This window comes from Amphritea atlantica, from assembly GCF_018860855.1.
GTDB classification, from domain to species: domain Bacteria; phylum Pseudomonadota; class Gammaproteobacteria; order Pseudomonadales; family Balneatricaceae; genus Amphritea; species Amphritea atlantica_A.
The window spans coordinates 172,220-187,921 of record NZ_JAHKQE010000009.1 but is presented as its reverse complement, the minus strand read 5'-3'; the positions used below and the strand labels follow the sequence as shown (position 1 = coordinate 187,921).

Genomic DNA, 15,702 nt, shown 5'->3' with positions numbered 1-15,702 from the left:
GACTGCCTCTTGACATATAAATGAGTGTAGTCAAAAAATGCTGACTGTGGAGGAATTAGCATGAGATGTTTTCACGTGCATTTTCAGTTTAAGTAATCTACTCGAGGTTAACTACTTAGACGGGCTCTGCTAGCGGTATCTGTGCTTGCATCTCTTTACAGAGCCTTCCTAGTGTCGTAACTGCCTTTTCAATAGCGGGGTTAGCACTGTTTACACAGCTAATACGCATAAAATTTTTGTATTTGCCCGAGGCGGAAAAGAGTGTGCCTGGCGCGATGCTGATACTCTCTAACATAGCCAGTCGGTTGAGCTCATTGGTATCGATCTCACTCGGTAGTTCGATCCATAATAGATAGCCTCCCTGCGGGTAACTGATCCGAGTACCTTCAGGCATATCCCGTTTTAACCAGCTAATGACGGCATCTCGATCCCGTTGATAGTTAATACGCATTTTTCGTAGATGCTTTTCGTAATAACCTTGGGCGATAAATTCCGCTAGCGCCATCTGCGTGAGCGGTGGGGTGGATAGGCTCGATAGATACTTCACCATGATTATGTGTTCTCGATAACGCCCCGGTGCGACCCAGCCGACACGCAGCCCTGGCGCGACGGATTTAGAAAAAGATGAGCAGAGAATAACGCGCCCTTCAGTATCAAAGGATTTAACGGTGCGTGGTCGTGGCAGGGTATAGCTCAGATCGCCGTAGATATCATCTTCAATCAAGGGGATGTCATAGCGTTTCAATAATGCCAGTAGCCGAATTTTGTGTTTATCAGGCATCGAATAGCCGAGCGGGTTGTTATTGGTGGGGGTCAGTAATACGGCGCGAATCGGCCACTGTTCAAAAGCCATCTCTAATGCTTCGAGAGAGATGCCTGTTTCTGGGTGGGTAGGTATCTCAAGCGCTTTAACGCCGTTGATTTTGATGGCTTGCACCGAACCAAAAAAACTGGGGGAATCGACCACGACGATATCGCCAGGCTCCGTGACGGCGCGCAGGCTACAGGAAAGCGCTTCCTGACAGCCGATGGTGGTAATGATCTCATCAGGATTGAGACGGCAACCCGAGTCGACCGCTAAGCGGGCAATCTGATGGCAAAGTTCGGCCGAGCCGGCGGCAGATTCATAATTGAGAATTCGGCTGGTTTCGGTGCGGCTGAGCTCTGCGATGAGTCTAATCAGCGGTTTGAGGGTCGCGGTTTCGGTATCGGGCAGCGCTAAACTGAGTTTTGTCCCGGCTTGGTTGTGATATTCCTGAATAATATGTTTTAGCTTTTGCCACTGCGCGACCACTAAGGGTTCAGGGATCGGGCTGCTGGTGGCGGGGAGCTCTGGGATCTCTTGGTATTTAAGAACGTAATAGCCAGACTTGGGGCGGGATTCAATTACCCCATCGTCCATCAGTAACCCATAGGCTTCCTGCACTGTGGAGATACTGACACCGTGTTCTTGGCTAAGCCCCCGTACCGAGGGGAGTTTATCGCCTTCACGGTAATAGCCTAGATCGATACGATCTTTAACCGTTGATGCTACCTGTTCATACAGTTTCATAGAGAATGTCCCAGTACAGTATCGAATACAGCACAGTTTTTTTAATAAGTGGCAGTACAGATAAAGGCTTTAGTTAACTGTACTGGGTTAATAAAAATTATTGTGAATCTGTAATGGTATCAGATTGAATCATAAACTGAAGCCCTTATCAGAGGAGGGATTCAGAATGTTTGAGATACTAAGATCGTTAAAGCAATATGGACAAACTTATACCAGTCGGCGATTGCTCAAAGAGCTCGATGCGCACCTATTGAAAGATATCGGGCTGACTCGCTCAGAGGCGCTGCGTGAAGCGAGACGGCCATTCTGGGATCATCAAACGTTGAGCGAAACTGAGTCGTCTTCGCCTCTCTTAATCGCCTATAGCGTGGCTTCGTGTGTCTTGGTGGCCGGCATTGGTTTGACCTTCTGTCTAACTATTTAAACGTTAAGTGGTTAATACACTGGCGGTTTAGTCAAAAACAGAACTATGCTGTAGAGGTACTATAAAAATAAAAATTAGGAGGTGCCTGTGCCACAGGAATTCTACCCTTTACGCTTACAGGATAATTGTGAAGTTGAACATCTGTTGACGCCGGATCAGAAACAGCAGCCGTTTAGCGTCACAAACCCCGCGATCGAAGTGATGACTGATTTCAGTGCGATAATACCGATAACCGTGACCGAAGGCGTGTCGGTTGATGATGCTTTGGAGCGCATGAAGAGCCAACATGTGCGCATGTTGTTTGTGATTACTCTGCCAGGTAAATTTGTAGGGGTTATCAGTGCTCAGGACATCGCTGATAATAAAGTGATCCTTCATATGCAAAATCATGGTGTCACCCGTGATGAGGTGTCCGTTGGCCATATCATGTTGCATAAGCAGTATTTACGCTCACTGACTTTCGATCAGGTTAATCACTCACGGGTTGGCGATATTATGCTAACGCTGAAAAACTCGGGGGATCAGCATTTGCTGGTGGTGGATGAAACCGAGATAGGGATCAAACGTATCCGTGGGATCATCTCGGCCAGCGATGTTTCCCGTAAACTTCGTGTTGGCTTCGATACTATGTATGAGGCAAAATCCTTTGCTGAGATTGAAAAAATTATAACTCAGGGCAATGACCGAGTGATTTAATTATAAGCGCAAAAATAATCTCGTTTGCGTTTAAAATTAACTTTACAGGAGGGGCGTTTTAACTATACTCCGCGTTTTCTAATGGAGTTAAAACGCTCCGCTTATCCGCCGGAGAACCCGGCAGGAGTATAGGTAAAAATAGTGATGAAATTGCCGGATCATATCTCTGCTGAAAAATGGGCTCGCTTGAAAAAAGTTGCCGATCAGCATCAGACACCCTTTCAGTTGATTGATTTGCAGACGATTGCAGAAAAATATCAAGAGCTGAAAAATGGATTTGATTTTGCGTCTATCTACTATGCGGTAAAGGCTAACCCCCACCCGCAAATTGTAGAGTTGCTGGCTGGATTAGGGTCCAGTTTTGATATTGCATCGATCTATGAATTGGATCAGGTGTTATCACATAATGTCACTCCTGACCGTATCAGCTATGGCAATACGATCAAGAAACGTGATGATATTCGCTATTTTTACGAAAAGGGCGTGCGCCTGTTTGCCACGGATTCTGAAGAAGATCTGCATAATATCGCCGAATATGCGCCGGGTTCACGGGTGTATATTCGTATTCAAACCGAGGGTGCCGAAGGTGCAGACTGGCCGTTGTCACGTAAGTTTGGCTGTAATCCCGATATGGCGATTGATTTGGCGGTATTGGCGAAAAAGCTGAAATTAGAGCCTTATGGCATCTCTTTCCATGTGGGTTCTCAGCAACGTCTCATTGATGTGTGGGATGCCGCGATTGCTAAAGTTAAGGTTATCTTCGAGCGGTTACGCAGTGAGTATGCGATTCAGCTTCGTTTAATTAATATGGGCGGTGGTTTTCCCGCTCAGTATCTGACTAAAGCGAACGACTTTTCCGTTTACTGTGAAGAGATTACCCGTTACCTGAAGGAAGATTTTGGTGATAACCCGCCACAAATTATCCTTGAGCCTGGACGTTCGCTGGTGGGCGATAGCGGCTTACTGGTCAGTGAAGTGGTGTTGGTCTCTCGTAAGTCGCATACGGCATTGAACCGTTGGGTGTATACCGATGTAGGCTTGTTTAATGGCTTGATCGAAACACTCGGTGAGGCTATTAAGTTCCCGCTGGAAACTGAGCGAAATGGTCCTGTAGAAGAGGTCGTACTGGCGGGGCCTACCTGTGACAGCCTCGATATTATGTATGAAAACTTTAAATATGAACTGCCGCTGTCGCTGGCGATTGGTGATCGTATTTATTGGTTCTCGACCGGTGCCTATACCACCAGTTACAGCTCCGTTGAGTTTAATGGGTTTCCACCGTTGAAATGTTACTGTATCTGATTCAGTACTAAGGCTTTTAATAAAACCCGCCGAAACGGGTTTTTTGTTATTCAATATTGATTCATATGCTGATAATGGGCAGCTGTCCTTCTGATCAAGCGCTCGGCTATGCTATAAGTAAACTATTATAGGTGTTGCCAGCGGAGTGACCATGAATAGACATCAAATTCTTCAAACTCGCATTGATGCGTTGCTCAATGTGTTGTCTGAAGATGTGCTGATTTTGAGTCAGCAGGGGACCATCATCTTTTCCTCACATGCAGAGTCTGCATTACCTTGGGGGACAAACGAAGCTCTGGTTGGTAAAAATCTGCATGATATTTTTCCTGAATCTTTGGCGACTTTGTTAACCGGGATGGTAGATCAGTCACTAGGGTTGAATCAACTGCTTGTGAAAGAGATGCTGTTTGATCCGCAAGAGATCGATTATTTAAAACAGCAGGGCATGACGGATAGTTGCTGGGTTGAGGTGCGGATGGCTCCCTCTGCCGGAGATGAGCCGAGTGTCGTCTGCCGGATTGAAGATATCAGTCGGCGTAAGGCGGTACAGCGGGAAACCTCACAGGTACAGCGGGATCTATTGACCGGTATGTATAACCGTCGGGCGTTAATGCCAGTGTTGGCGCAATCGATTGCTCAGGCGGTGCGGTATGACTGGACCTGTAGTCTCATGTTGATCAATATCGATGATCTGCATCTGATTAATGATGATCTGGGCTGGGATGTCGGTGATCAATTATTGAAGCGGTTAGCTGAATCGTTAAATAGTCTGAAGCGTACCGCCGATTTTCTAGCGCGGGTTGGTAAAGATGGTTTTGCGCTCCTGTTGCCGGAAACCAATGCGGAACAGGGAATATTGACGGCCGAACGGGTACGCAATCGAGTGCTGGACCTGTCCGCTCAGCATGCGGGTAGCGATGTGCGCTTTACGGTGAGTATCGGTGTTTCGACCCTCGCGGGAGAGGAGGATAGTGCTGACGCCATGTTTGGCCGTGCTGAAGACTGTTTGCAACTCGCCAAGCAGCAGGGCGGTAATAAAATTTGTGGTAGTGAATAACCTAGGCTTAGCAAACGAGTCGTAGGTTGATCAACGAAGCAATATTTTTTTATCAACTCAGATCGTCGCCGGTAACGCTTACGTTAGAGGCGACTGTTCTGAGTCATTTTTTAAAGGCTAGGGTGCTGTTTCAGCGTGTCGATAAGCGTGCTCATCTCTTGCTGGGTGCCAATCGTAATGCGCAGATAGTTTTCAATCCCTGGCTTACTAAAGTGCCTTACGAGTAGGTTATTGCTGCGTAAGTATTGCATCAGTTCGGCACCACTGAGTGAGGCGTGTCGAGTAAAGACAAAATTGGTTTTTGAAGGGATAACCTCAAAACCCAGTTGTTCTAGTGCGGCGCTGGTCCACTCTCGGCAGTCGATAATTTTCTGCGTGGTTTCGTTAAAGTAGTCGACATCTTCGAGTGCGGCGACTGCGCCGGTGATGGCAATACTGTCTAATGGGTATGAATTGAATGAGTTCTTAACCCGTTCAAGACCCGCAATCAGGTTTTCATGTCCTAGTGCAAAGCCAATTCTCAATCCCGCTAGGCTGCGTGATTTAGAGAACGTTTGGATAATCAGCACATTATCATATTGGCGGGTTAACTCGACCGCTGACACGCCGCCGAAGTCGATATAGGCTTCATCGATAATAACCAGTGATTCGGTATTCTTTTGCAGTAATGCTTCGATCGCTGCTAGCGGTGTGAGTCGACCGGTGGGGGCATTTGGATTAGCAAAGATAATGCCGCCATTTGGCTGATCATAGTTGGATAGATCAATTTTAAAATCGTCGCTCAGCGGAATCTGACGGTAGTCAATATCGTACAGATGGCAGTAAACATCGTAAAAGCTATAGGTAGTTTCGGGTAATAGCAGAGGCTTGTCCTGACGGAAAAAAGCCATAAAGGCTAATGCGAGGACTTCATCCGAGCCATTACCAACAAAAACATTGTTATAAGGTAAGTCAAAGTGCGAAGCCAGAGACTGCTTGAGGGCAGTCGCATCGGGATCGCAATAGAGACGTAAACGATCTTTGGGATAGTCGTTGATCGCCTCGGCCACCTTCGGTGAAGGAGGGTAAGGGTTCTCATTGGTGTTTAATTTAATTAGGTTATCAACTTTAGGTTGTTCACCCGGAACATAGGGCGTCAATTGGCTGATAGCCGGGCTCCAATATTTACTCATGATGAAGGATCTGTCGCTATATAGGCGTTTGCGGGAAGTGAGCGGCGAGGTCCGGATGATTCCGGCGAATGCGACGCCGCGCTATTGAGCCTAGCATACCAAATAGGGGATCGTTGTCGCTATACCGTTTTACGATCACTTACTTATTTTGCCGTTGAATAGTACTTGATATAAAAGTAGGAGATAAAAAAACTGCCCGGAGGGAAGGGGGTTCCGCCGGGCAGTTCAGATTTTGCATATAACGTTGATGTATATATATAGAGGGGCTTATTCAGATAAAGTTCAGATAAAGTTCAGCGAAATATATTTTTTTAGTGAATATTTTTGACTCACTGACGAATTTAGCCTGTTCAGTGAGTTTAGCTAACAGCAAAAAAAACTGCCCGGAGGGAAGGGGTCCGCCGGGCAGTTCAGGTGTAGCTTATTACGTTGATGTATTAATTTAGAGACGCTTGTAGGGGTAAAGTTCATAAAAAAGATAATTTTATTAAAAATATTTTTATCTCGTTGATTTTTAACGGTTTAATATTTTTCTGTTCAAGATTTAGGTGCTGTATTAGAAGCAATGCCTTTGTCAGACGTCTCTGCTTTGCAACAAAACTTGGTATGAGGACTCGGTGCTCTTTGAGTGTATAGAGCGATGTCTTTATGAAGACTTGCCGGTAGAGGGTGAGGCAAATCAGCCATTATTGAATACGTTTTGTCAGCATCTCTTTTCAAGCCCATAGAGGTGCGATATTGCGAAGGCCGATAAAGCAAAGGATCGAGTGCGCCAGATGTGTTGAGCAGACATTGGATAAATTCGTTGCCAATATCGGCTTCAATGTGGCGTTCGTCAATGGTTGTCAGAACATTTTTACGCTATCGATATTCGATTCAGTGAGCTGCTATTCGATCGGGGATCGCTCGGACGTTATGATAATCTTCTTGATCGGTATGTGACTATTGTCGCTTAGTGAGATGTGCCGCGTTGAGATAGGATAGCCATCCTGTAATGCAGTATCATTTTTAGCTAGTAGCAAGGGAATTGTCATGGGCAATACGTCTACCCCAACACATGATCAAAGATCTGTGCCTTCAAATAATGAGAATGAACTTAATTATGAGCAAAAACATAAGCCGAGTTCAGCGTTTAATACGAGAGAAGAGTATTTAGAACACGAACTGCAAATAATGGCACCGAAACGCTGGCGGCCTAATCTGCCGTTCAGAGATTATCGTTTTGAGCTAGAAGACAGTATACCGGCAATGGCAGGTACTATTGGTAAAGTCGTGATGGTGGGCGCAATCGCTGCAACCTTTGCTGCTCCTCTTGGACTTGATGAAAGCTTCATATTAGAGAATGTGCGTTATGAATTACTCATTGCCTCTTTCTTTATTATTATTTTTTCGGGCTTTCTGCTTCCCACTGCTAATTTGGCGGGTACTCATGGTCCGCTAATTCCTCTTATTCCTATCGTGGTTGCTGCAGGTGGTCACCCGATGGCGTTTGGGTTGCTCATCGGTGCTTTTGGTTTGATGTTGGCCATTAGTAAAGGCGGCAGTATGCTGGCGAACCTAACGAGTAAGGGGGTTTGTGGCGGGCTATTACTCTACCTTGGATTTGTCGGTACCATCTCGCAGATCAAAAAATTGTTCACTTGGGGTGAAGATATTGGCATGACACACATCCCTTTTGTGGTCATTCTTTGTACGATTATATTGTATGCATTGCTTGAACATTGGCGAAAACGTTGGTTAGCGGTGCCGTTGAGTTGTTTGTTAGGTGGAACCTTGGCTTTTGCAATGGGCGCGCCTTTTGAGTTTAAAACGGGCCCTGGCTTACCTAACCTCAATCCTATGTATTGGTGGGGCGAAAATTCAGGTTGGATGCTGGGGTTACCAACGGTAGAAAGTTTTATGGTGGTACTGCCTTTCGCTATTTTAGCCGTGGCAATGTGGTCTCCTGATTTCTTAGGGCATCAAGTCTTTCAAAAAATTAGTTACCCTGAGCGTACGGAAAAAGTACAGATGAATATTGACGATACCATGACAGGTGCGTCTATTCGTCAAACCTTTGGTTCCTTGTTGGGTGGTGCTAACTTTGCGTCGTCATGGGGAACCTATATCGTGCCGGCGGCCATCGCTAAGCGGCCTATTCCTGCTGGTGCATTACTGACAGCGCTGTTTTGTATTGTGACGGGGCTATGGGGCTATCCTATGGATTTAGCCATCTGGCAGCCGGTGCTTTGTGTGGCATTAGTGGTGGGGGTGTTTATTCCACTACTTGAGGCGGGCATGGAAATGACCCGTGAAGGTAAAACAACACAATCAGCCGCTATTGTTGTCTTTGCTTCTGCACTGGTTAACCCGGCTTTTGGTTGGTCGTTGACGATGCTGATTGATAATTTGGGCTTAGTGGGCTGTAAAGAGCGCAGTGCGGACCTCACCAATATGACTCGCTGGATCATACCGGGAGTGATGTTCATTCTGCTCACAACGGTGATGGCATCGGTAGGGATGTTACCGGGCATTCCGGCATTAATACCTAGCTTTCGCCATTAACCCCTTAGCTTTCGCCATTAATCCCTTAGCTTTCGCCATAAGGATCACTAAGCATGCAGACTAAGCCCTATAGAGGCCAGTAAATGACAGCTAGGACGACAAGGGTAGTGTGATTTTCGCTTGCAGCTGTCAACATAAGACCGGTTAAACACCGGTCTTATTATTTAGGCGGTTTAGTGGATCTAACGGATCAATTGATCAGCGTTAGAAACTCGCTGCGGGTCGGTTGACTCTTACGGAACGAGCCGAGCATCATAGACGTTTTCATGCTGCTGTTCTGTTTTTCAACACCGCGCATCATCATGCACATGTGACGTGCTTCGATGACCACGCCAACACCATCTGCGCCAGTCGCTTCCATAATGGCATCCGCGATCTGCTTGGTCATGTTTTCCTGAATTTGCAGGCGGCGTGCGAACATATCGACGATGCGGGCAATTTTAGAAAGGCCGATCACCTGTCCTTTAGGCACATAGCCAACATGGCATTTGCCAATAAAGGGCAGCATATGATGCTCACACATGGAATACAGCTCGATATCTTTGACGATAACCATTTCGCTGTTTTCAGTGGGGAAGAGCGCGCCATTGATGACCTCATCGAGGTTTTGTTCATAGCCTCGGGTGAGAAATTGCATCGCTTTAGCAGCGCGTTTAGGGGTATCGACCAAACCTTCCCGGGTGAGGTCTTCACCCAGCTGCTCGATAATGCTGGCAAATTCTTTTTCCATTACAGTGTGTAATCCTGTTTTGGGCTGTCTGATCTCTGTCAAACACCTATTCACACCATCGCTGGAGAGGTCATTATGACAGGGCCGTTAAAAAGTGTGCTAACTTACGTGATTAGCGAGCAGAGGTAAAGTCTATAGGTAACTATTTAGCCTTGATTCGCCGCTTTATTAGCCCGTTTGAGAAGGACATAGAGCGCACCGGTACCACCATCTTTAGGTTGTGCCGATGAAAAGGCAATGACTTGGTTCATCTGCTTGAGCCAATCATTCACATAGGATTTCATCAGCGCATGCTGGCCTTCGACGCTATTGGACTTACCGTGAATGACCATGACGCAACGTAGTTGCTGATTGCTGCATTCGCGAATAAAGCTTCCGAGTTCGGTGCGAGCATCATCGAGAGTGTAGCCGTGTAGGTCTAAACCCGCATCCCAAGGCACATGTCCCTGTTTGAGCCGTTTCATTAGTTTTAGTTGTACACCGGGGCTGGCGAAAATTAACTCATCGTTCGTTTCTACAAGGTTGACCACTTCAGAGTTCAGGCCATCGACTATAAGCTCGTCTTCTTGAACGGCCATCTGGCGTTTATAGCGCGTGGTTTCATCATCCCGGAGCTTTAGCTTTTTCGGTTGTCCACGTAGATCTGCTCGGTCACTTGTGATGCGGGAGACCCCCTGCATGACTGAGGCAAAATCGATTTCGGTGTCATCGTGGGCGGCACCATTATTGTGGCGCTTGTTATTAGGCAGATCGTTATCAGACATAGCGTTCGCAAACATTATTCATTAACATACACGGCCTGTAATAAAGCAGGCCTCAATCCGACGAATTATCCATCCAGATATGACCATCAATCAAGCACAGACCCTGAAAGAACTGCATACAATACGTGATTTTGTCCGTTTTAGCATGAGTCGTTTCTATGAATATGACCTCTATTATGGACATGGCACCGATAATCCATGGGATGAAGCGGTGCAATTGGTGCTGGGCGCACTGCATCTGCCGTGGAACAGTAACCCGCAATTATTAGATGCTCGCCTAATCGATGATGAAAAACGGCGTGTGCTCGACTTTCTCGACCAGCGGGTGGTTCAGCGGCGGCCTTTGCCTTATATCATTGGCGAGGCTTGGTATGCCGGCATGCCTTTTTATGTCGATGAGCGGGTGTTGATTCCACGCTCACCGATTCAAGAGTTGATCGAACAGCAGTTTAGCCCTTGGCTTCGGGAAGGCCCGGTAGAGCGGATTTTGGATCTGTGCACTGGCAGCGGCTGCATCGGTATTGTTTGCGCCTATGCTTTTGAAGAGGCTGAAGTGGATCTGGCGGATATCTCTGCCGATGCGCTGGAAGTTGCGCGACGTAATATTCAGCGCCATGAGTTGGATGAGCGGGTCACGGCGATCGAAAGTGATCTATTCAGCGCTTTGACTGGCCGCACTTATGATCTAATTGTCAGTAATCCTCCGTATGTAGACCGAGATGATCTGGCTGGGATGCCACAAGAGTATCAACATGAGCCAGACTTGGCGCTGGGCTCTGGGCCGGATGGTTTGGATATCACCAAGCAGATTTTACGTCAGGCGGCGCAGTTTTTGACTGAAGACGGGCTGTTAGTGATTGAAGTGGGTAACAGCGAAGTGCATCTGCAGCAGCAATACCCCGAAATTCCTTTTACCTGGTTAGAGCTCGAACAGGGCGGCAATGGGGTATTCCTGTTGACGGCGGCAGAGGTTCGACAGTATTGCAGCGCAGTCTGAATGACTAGGGTATAATCGGCTAAATTTTTTGCTTTAAAATCGGGAACAGACGATGTCAGGAAACACCTACGGTAAGCTATTTACCGTCACTACTTTCGGCGAAAGCCATGGCCCAGCACTGGGCTGTATCATTGACGGTTGTCCTCCGGGAATCGAACTGACCGAAGCGGATCTGCAGCGGGATCTTGATCGTCGTAAACCGGGTACCTCACGACACACTACTCAGCGTCGTGAAGCGGATGAGGTGAAGATCCTCTCTGGCGTATTCGAGGGTAAAACCACCGGCACACCGATCGGACTGTTGATTGAGAATACCGATCAGCGCTCGAAAGATTATTCCAATATTGAAGAAACCTTTCGTCCGGCCCATGCGGATTATGTGTATACCCATAAATATGGTTTTCGTGATTACCGTGGTGGTGGCCGTTCTTCGGCCCGTGAAACGGCGATGCGTGTCGCAGCCGGGGCCGTGGCGAAGAAGTTTTTAGCACAAAAGGGCGTGGCGGTACGGGGTTATTTGTCTCAACTCGGCCCAATTAAAATCGACGGCTTCGATTGGGATCAAGTGGAACAGAATCCGTTCTTCTGCCCTGATGTCGATAAAGTCGCCGAGATGGAAGCGTATATGGATGCCCTGCGTAAAGAGGGTAATTCAGTGGGGGCTAAGATTTCAGTCTCAGCGACTGGTGTACCGGTGGGGTTAGGCGAACCTATTTTTGATCGTCTTGATGCCGAGTTGGCCCATGCGTTGATGAGCATCAATGCGGTGAAAGGCGTTGAGATCGGTGATGGCTTTGCCTGTGTCGAACAGAAAGGTACCGAGCACCGGGATGAGATGACCCCTGAAGGTTTCCTCTCTAACCATGCCGGCGGCATTCTCGGTGGTATTTCAACCGGTCAGGAGATTACCGCGCATATCGCTCTAAAACCGACCTCCAGCCTGCGTCTGCCCGGCCAGAGCATTAATAGCCGAGGCGAGTCGATCGAGGTGGTCACTAAGGGACGTCATGATCCCTGTGTCGGTATTCGCGCCACACCGATTGCTGAGGCGATGATGGCCATTGTGCTGATGGATCACTTGCTACGTCATCGAGCACAAAATGCTGATGTGGTCTGTGATACGCCGGTATTAAACGGTTAATATACCGTTTTATAATGTATAACACCTTGTTGCTGGCAAAAGGCGGCGACAAGGTTTTTCTGTTTAGTTACTGATTATTTATTTAACGATGGCGAAACGTTCGTCTTTAGTGGTGGATTCACGATGACAGTCTACAAAGAGACTCTTTACGATGGTTACGGTCAAGCATTCGATGTGCAAGAGGTGCTGTTTGAGCAACAAACGGATTCTTGGCATCTGATTATTTTCCGCAATCCTCAATTCGGTACTGTGATGGCGCTCGACGGCATTATTCAGACCACTGAGAAAGATGAGTTTATCTACCACGAGATGCTTACTCATGTACCGCTGATGGCCCATGGCAACGCTAAAAAAGTGCTGATCATCGGTGGTGGTGATGGCGGTATGCTGCGTGAAGTATTGAAGCACCAATCGGTTGACAACGTCACTCAGGTTGAGATCGATCAAGCGGTTATCGATATGTGTGTTGAATATCTGCCAAACCACTCTCAGGGCGCTTACGATAATCCACGGGCTAACGTTGTGATCGGTGATGGTATCGATTATGTCTGCCAGACCGATGAAAAGTACGACGTAATTATCTCTGATTGCACCGACCCTGTCGGTCCCGGTGAAGTGTTGTTTAGCAGCCGCTTCTATGAAGGCTGTAAGCGTTGTCTGAATGACGGCGGTATCTTCGTCGCCCAGAACGGTGTGGTCTATATGCAGCCAGAAGAGGTCGTGACGACCCGTCAGCGTCTGAGCCCTTACTTTAAAGATCAGACCTTCTACACCGCAGCGGTGCCAACCTATATCGGTGGTGCGATGACCTTTGCGTGGGGCTGTGATGATGCGGCAACTCGGCTACAAAGCGCCGAACAGATCGCTGAGCGCTTTAAGGCGAGTGGTATTAAGACCCGTTACTACAACCCGCAAATCCACACTGGCAGCTTCGCTTTGCCACAGTATATCCTTGAGAAACTGGGCGACGCCTAATTCCTCTCGGATATGACCTGAGCGCGGCGACGATTGGTTGCTGCGCGCTCGATAATCCATCGGTTGCATAAACCGGTGGATTTTTGTTTCTGCTATGCTCAATGCTCGTTGCGTCTATCATGGGTCGATATTGTCAGACAGGAGGCGTATTGAAACAACCATGAAGCTAACTACCTATAGCCGTTTGTCGGGATTCTATTTTTTTTATTTCTCGTTGCTCGGCGCACTGGTTCCTTACTGGAGCCTCTATCTACAATCGTTTGAATTCGATGCGCAAACCATCGGCGGCTTGATGGCAATTCTGATGGCCTCACGCATAGTGGCGCCCAATATCTGGGGATGGCTGGCGGATCATACCGGTCAACGGCTGCGAATTGTGCGCTACGGTGCTTTCTTCACCTGCTTAGCGTTTGTGCTTATATTTTGGCAAGACAGTGTGCTGGGTATCGCCTTGGTGATGGCCGGTTTTAGTTTTTTCTGGAATGCGGTGCTGCCGCAATTTGAAGTGTTAACCCTGACGCATCTAAAGGGGCGGGAAGCTTTGTATAGCCGTATCCGACTCTGGGGTTCGGTGGGCTTTATTGTGGCCGTGATGGGGATCGGTTGGTTATTAGACCTGGTGAGTATTCGTTGGTTGCCCTGGATGATGTTGGGGCTGATGGTGTTGATCTGGTTAGCATCCCTCTGTGTAGCCGGTGAAACACAAACGCGTAACAGTGATGAAAGTGGTTTTTTGCAGCAATTGCTGCGGCCTCAAGTGCTGGTGTTTTTCTTGATCTGCATGCTGATTCAGTTTAGTCACGGGCCTTACTACACGTTTTATTCGGTGTTGATGGACGGCCTAGGTTATAGCCGCACCGAGATCGGCATGCTCTGGTCGGTAGGTGTTGTTGCGGAAGTGATGATCTTTATCCTGATGCCCAAACTGATTGGTGGTTTGGGGTTGCGGGTATTGATGATGATCAGTCTGCTGCTAAGTGTACTACGCTGGCTGTTGATCGGCTTGATGCCGGAAAATCTATGGTTGATGCTCTTTGCTCAAACGCTGCATGCGGTGAGTTTTGGTGCGCTGCACGCGGTGGGCATTGCGCTAGTGCATCATTATTTTTCGCCCTCTAATCATGGCCAAGGACAGGCGATGTTTAGTAGCTTAGGGTTTGGATTAGGCGGTGCGTTAGGCGCATTGTGCAGCGGTTTGATGTGGGATAGCTTGGGCGCTGCAGCAACATTCACTGTTGCGGCGGTGGCGGTTTTTGTGGCCTTTATTTGCGCTCTGTTATGGATAAGACCGGAAAATGCTGCAGTTACGAATCGGTAAATTTGTTTTGCACTGCAGTTGGTATAGTATTAGTTTAATAGTAGCTAAGTAATTGAATCACCGTTGCTCCGTTTTATGCAGATGTAATTCTGGCTAACGTTGATTATCCGGATGAGAAAGCAGATCCGGCTAAGGTAGGTTTCTGATGAATTTTAAAGTAGATGTTGAAATGACGCCCGAAGAGCTCCGCAAGGTGCTGGGGTTGCCAGATGTAGAATCATTTCAGAAAGAGATGATGGGTAAAATTCAGGAACGCATGGATGCCGGTGTTGATGGTTACGACCCGTTAACGCTGTTTCAACCTTATATGGCTAGCGGGCTTGGCTCGATGGATGCAATTCAAAAGATGTTATTGAATATGATGACTAGCTATAGCAATAAGCAAAAAACTTCAGATAAAAAATAAATGACTTTGTCGCATTAAAAAGCGGCCAGAGCTGTTTAATCAAGTAACGGAACAGGTAGAGAGACACTATTTTGAGAATTCTCAGAAAATACACCAATCGCCGTTTGTATGACACATCCCGCAGTTGCTACATCACGTTAGAGGATGTGAAACAATTGGTACTGAGCCAAGAAGCTTTTCAGGTTCAGGATTCTAAAACCGGGGCCGACCTAACACGAAATATTCTGTTGCAAATTATCAGCGAACAGGAAGCGTTGGGCCATGGAACGCTGCTGACTAATCAGGTTTTACAGCAGTTGATCCGTTTTTATGGTGACAGTATGCAGGGCATGATGAGTCAGTATCTGGAGCAGAGCATCGCTACCTTTATTGATCAACAAGAACGTATTCGTGAACAGATGCAAAATATGATCGGTGCAGCTAACCCGCTGAATATGATGAATAAAATCGCTGATCAGAATATGGCAATGTGGAATATATTTACCCCTCCGGGTGATGAGCATAACGAAAAGCAGGCGAGTAATGACGCCGAAAATGCGAAAGAAGATAAATAACGAAGTCATATCCCTTTTGCATAGCAAGGTCATTCATTGCTAAGCTTCAGAGGTTGTTTAACAAAAACCC

At 47.3% G+C, this 15,702-nt stretch carries 15 protein-coding genes; 11 read left to right on the top strand and 4 right to left on the bottom strand.

Features of this window, described 5'->3' with window-relative positions; all coding sequences use genetic code 11:
- Positions 1 to 115: 115 nt before the first annotated feature.
- Positions 116 to 1,552 (bottom strand): PLP-dependent aminotransferase family protein, encoded by a 1,437-nt coding sequence (locus tag KO512_RS03645; RefSeq protein WP_215950979.1) that lies wholly within the window; start codon positions 1,550 to 1,552, stop codon positions 116 to 118.
- A 166-nt stretch (positions 1,553 to 1,718) separates the two neighbouring features.
- Here KO512_RS03645 and KO512_RS03640 point away from each other — a divergent pair, with 166 nt between their 5' ends.
- The 4 genes from KO512_RS03640 (at position 1,719) to KO512_RS03625 (ending at position 5,031) form a co-directional block, all read left to right on the top strand.
- Positions 1,719 to 1,976: a DUF1127 domain-containing protein gene (locus tag KO512_RS03640; RefSeq protein ID WP_215950978.1), complete on the top strand. Its 258-nt coding sequence runs from the start codon at positions 1,719 to 1,721 to the stop codon at positions 1,974 to 1,976.
- A gap of 87 nt (positions 1,977 to 2,063) precedes the next feature.
- The gene (locus tag KO512_RS03635) at positions 2,064 to 2,672 is read left to right on the top strand and encodes a CBS domain-containing protein (protein ID WP_215950977.1); all 609 of its coding nucleotides are present in this window, start codon (positions 2,064 to 2,066) and stop codon (positions 2,670 to 2,672) included.
- A 144-nt stretch (positions 2,673 to 2,816) separates the two neighbouring features.
- On the top strand, positions 2,817 to 3,974 hold the full coding sequence (locus KO512_RS03630) for a type III PLP-dependent enzyme (RefSeq protein WP_215951066.1): 1,158 nt from the start codon (positions 2,817 to 2,819) through the stop codon (positions 3,972 to 3,974).
- Between the two features lie 151 nt (positions 3,975 to 4,125).
- The gene (locus KO512_RS03625; RefSeq protein ID WP_215950976.1) at positions 4,126 to 5,031 is read left to right on the top strand and encodes a sensor domain-containing diguanylate cyclase; all 906 of its coding nucleotides are present in this window, start codon (positions 4,126 to 4,128) and stop codon (positions 5,029 to 5,031) included.
- Positions 5,032 to 5,141: 110 nt separating this feature from the next.
- On the opposite strand, the gene hisC is transcribed toward KO512_RS03625, so the two are convergent.
- Positions 5,142 to 6,203 (bottom strand): histidinol-phosphate transaminase, encoded by a 1,062-nt coding sequence (hisC, locus tag KO512_RS03620; protein WP_215950975.1) that lies wholly within the window; start codon positions 6,201 to 6,203, stop codon positions 5,142 to 5,144.
- Between the two features lie 1,032 nt (positions 6,204 to 7,235).
- Between hisC and KO512_RS03615 the strand changes: the two genes are divergently transcribed.
- Positions 7,236 to 8,747, top strand: coding sequence for a DUF3360 family protein (locus KO512_RS03615; RefSeq protein WP_215950974.1), 1,512 nt, complete (start codon positions 7,236 to 7,238; stop codon positions 8,745 to 8,747).
- Between the two features lie 190 nt (positions 8,748 to 8,937).
- Here the strand turns inward: KO512_RS03615 and folE are convergent, their stop codons facing one another.
- The gene (gene folE, locus KO512_RS03610; protein WP_215950973.1) at positions 8,938 to 9,477 is read right to left on the bottom strand and encodes a GTP cyclohydrolase I FolE; all 540 of its coding nucleotides are present in this window, start codon (positions 9,475 to 9,477) and stop codon (positions 8,938 to 8,940) included.
- 146 nt (positions 9,478 to 9,623) lie between these two features.
- Positions 9,624 to 10,241, bottom strand: a complete 618-nt coding sequence (locus KO512_RS03605; RefSeq protein ID WP_215950972.1) for a Smr/MutS family protein — start codon at positions 10,239 to 10,241, stop codon at positions 9,624 to 9,626.
- A 79-nt stretch (positions 10,242 to 10,320) separates the two neighbouring features.
- Between KO512_RS03605 and prmB the strand changes: the two genes are divergently transcribed.
- From prmB to phaR, 6 genes are all read left to right on the top strand, one after another.
- Positions 10,321 to 11,238: a 50S ribosomal protein L3 N(5)-glutamine methyltransferase gene (prmB, locus tag KO512_RS03600; protein WP_215950971.1), complete on the top strand. Its 918-nt coding sequence runs from the start codon at positions 10,321 to 10,323 to the stop codon at positions 11,236 to 11,238.
- 52 nt (positions 11,239 to 11,290) lie between these two features.
- Positions 11,291 to 12,379: a chorismate synthase gene (gene aroC / locus KO512_RS03595; protein ID WP_215950970.1), complete on the top strand. Its 1,089-nt coding sequence runs from the start codon at positions 11,291 to 11,293 to the stop codon at positions 12,377 to 12,379.
- Between the two features lie 123 nt (positions 12,380 to 12,502).
- Positions 12,503 to 13,354: a polyamine aminopropyltransferase gene (speE, locus tag KO512_RS03590; RefSeq protein WP_215950969.1), complete on the top strand. Its 852-nt coding sequence runs from the start codon at positions 12,503 to 12,505 to the stop codon at positions 13,352 to 13,354.
- A gap of 160 nt (positions 13,355 to 13,514) precedes the next feature.
- A complete protein-coding gene (locus KO512_RS03585; protein ID WP_215950968.1) occupies positions 13,515 to 14,672 on the top strand; it encodes an MFS transporter in 1,158 nt (385 codons plus the stop codon).
- Positions 14,673 to 14,817: 145 nt separating this feature from the next.
- Positions 14,818 to 15,078 (top strand): DUF6489 family protein, encoded by a 261-nt coding sequence (locus KO512_RS03580; protein WP_215950967.1) that lies wholly within the window; start codon positions 14,818 to 14,820, stop codon positions 15,076 to 15,078.
- 71 nt (positions 15,079 to 15,149) lie between these two features.
- The gene (phaR, locus tag KO512_RS03575; RefSeq protein WP_215950966.1) at positions 15,150 to 15,632 is read left to right on the top strand and encodes a polyhydroxyalkanoate synthesis repressor PhaR; all 483 of its coding nucleotides are present in this window, start codon (positions 15,150 to 15,152) and stop codon (positions 15,630 to 15,632) included.
- The last annotated feature ends 70 nt before the right edge of the window (positions 15,633 to 15,702 follow it).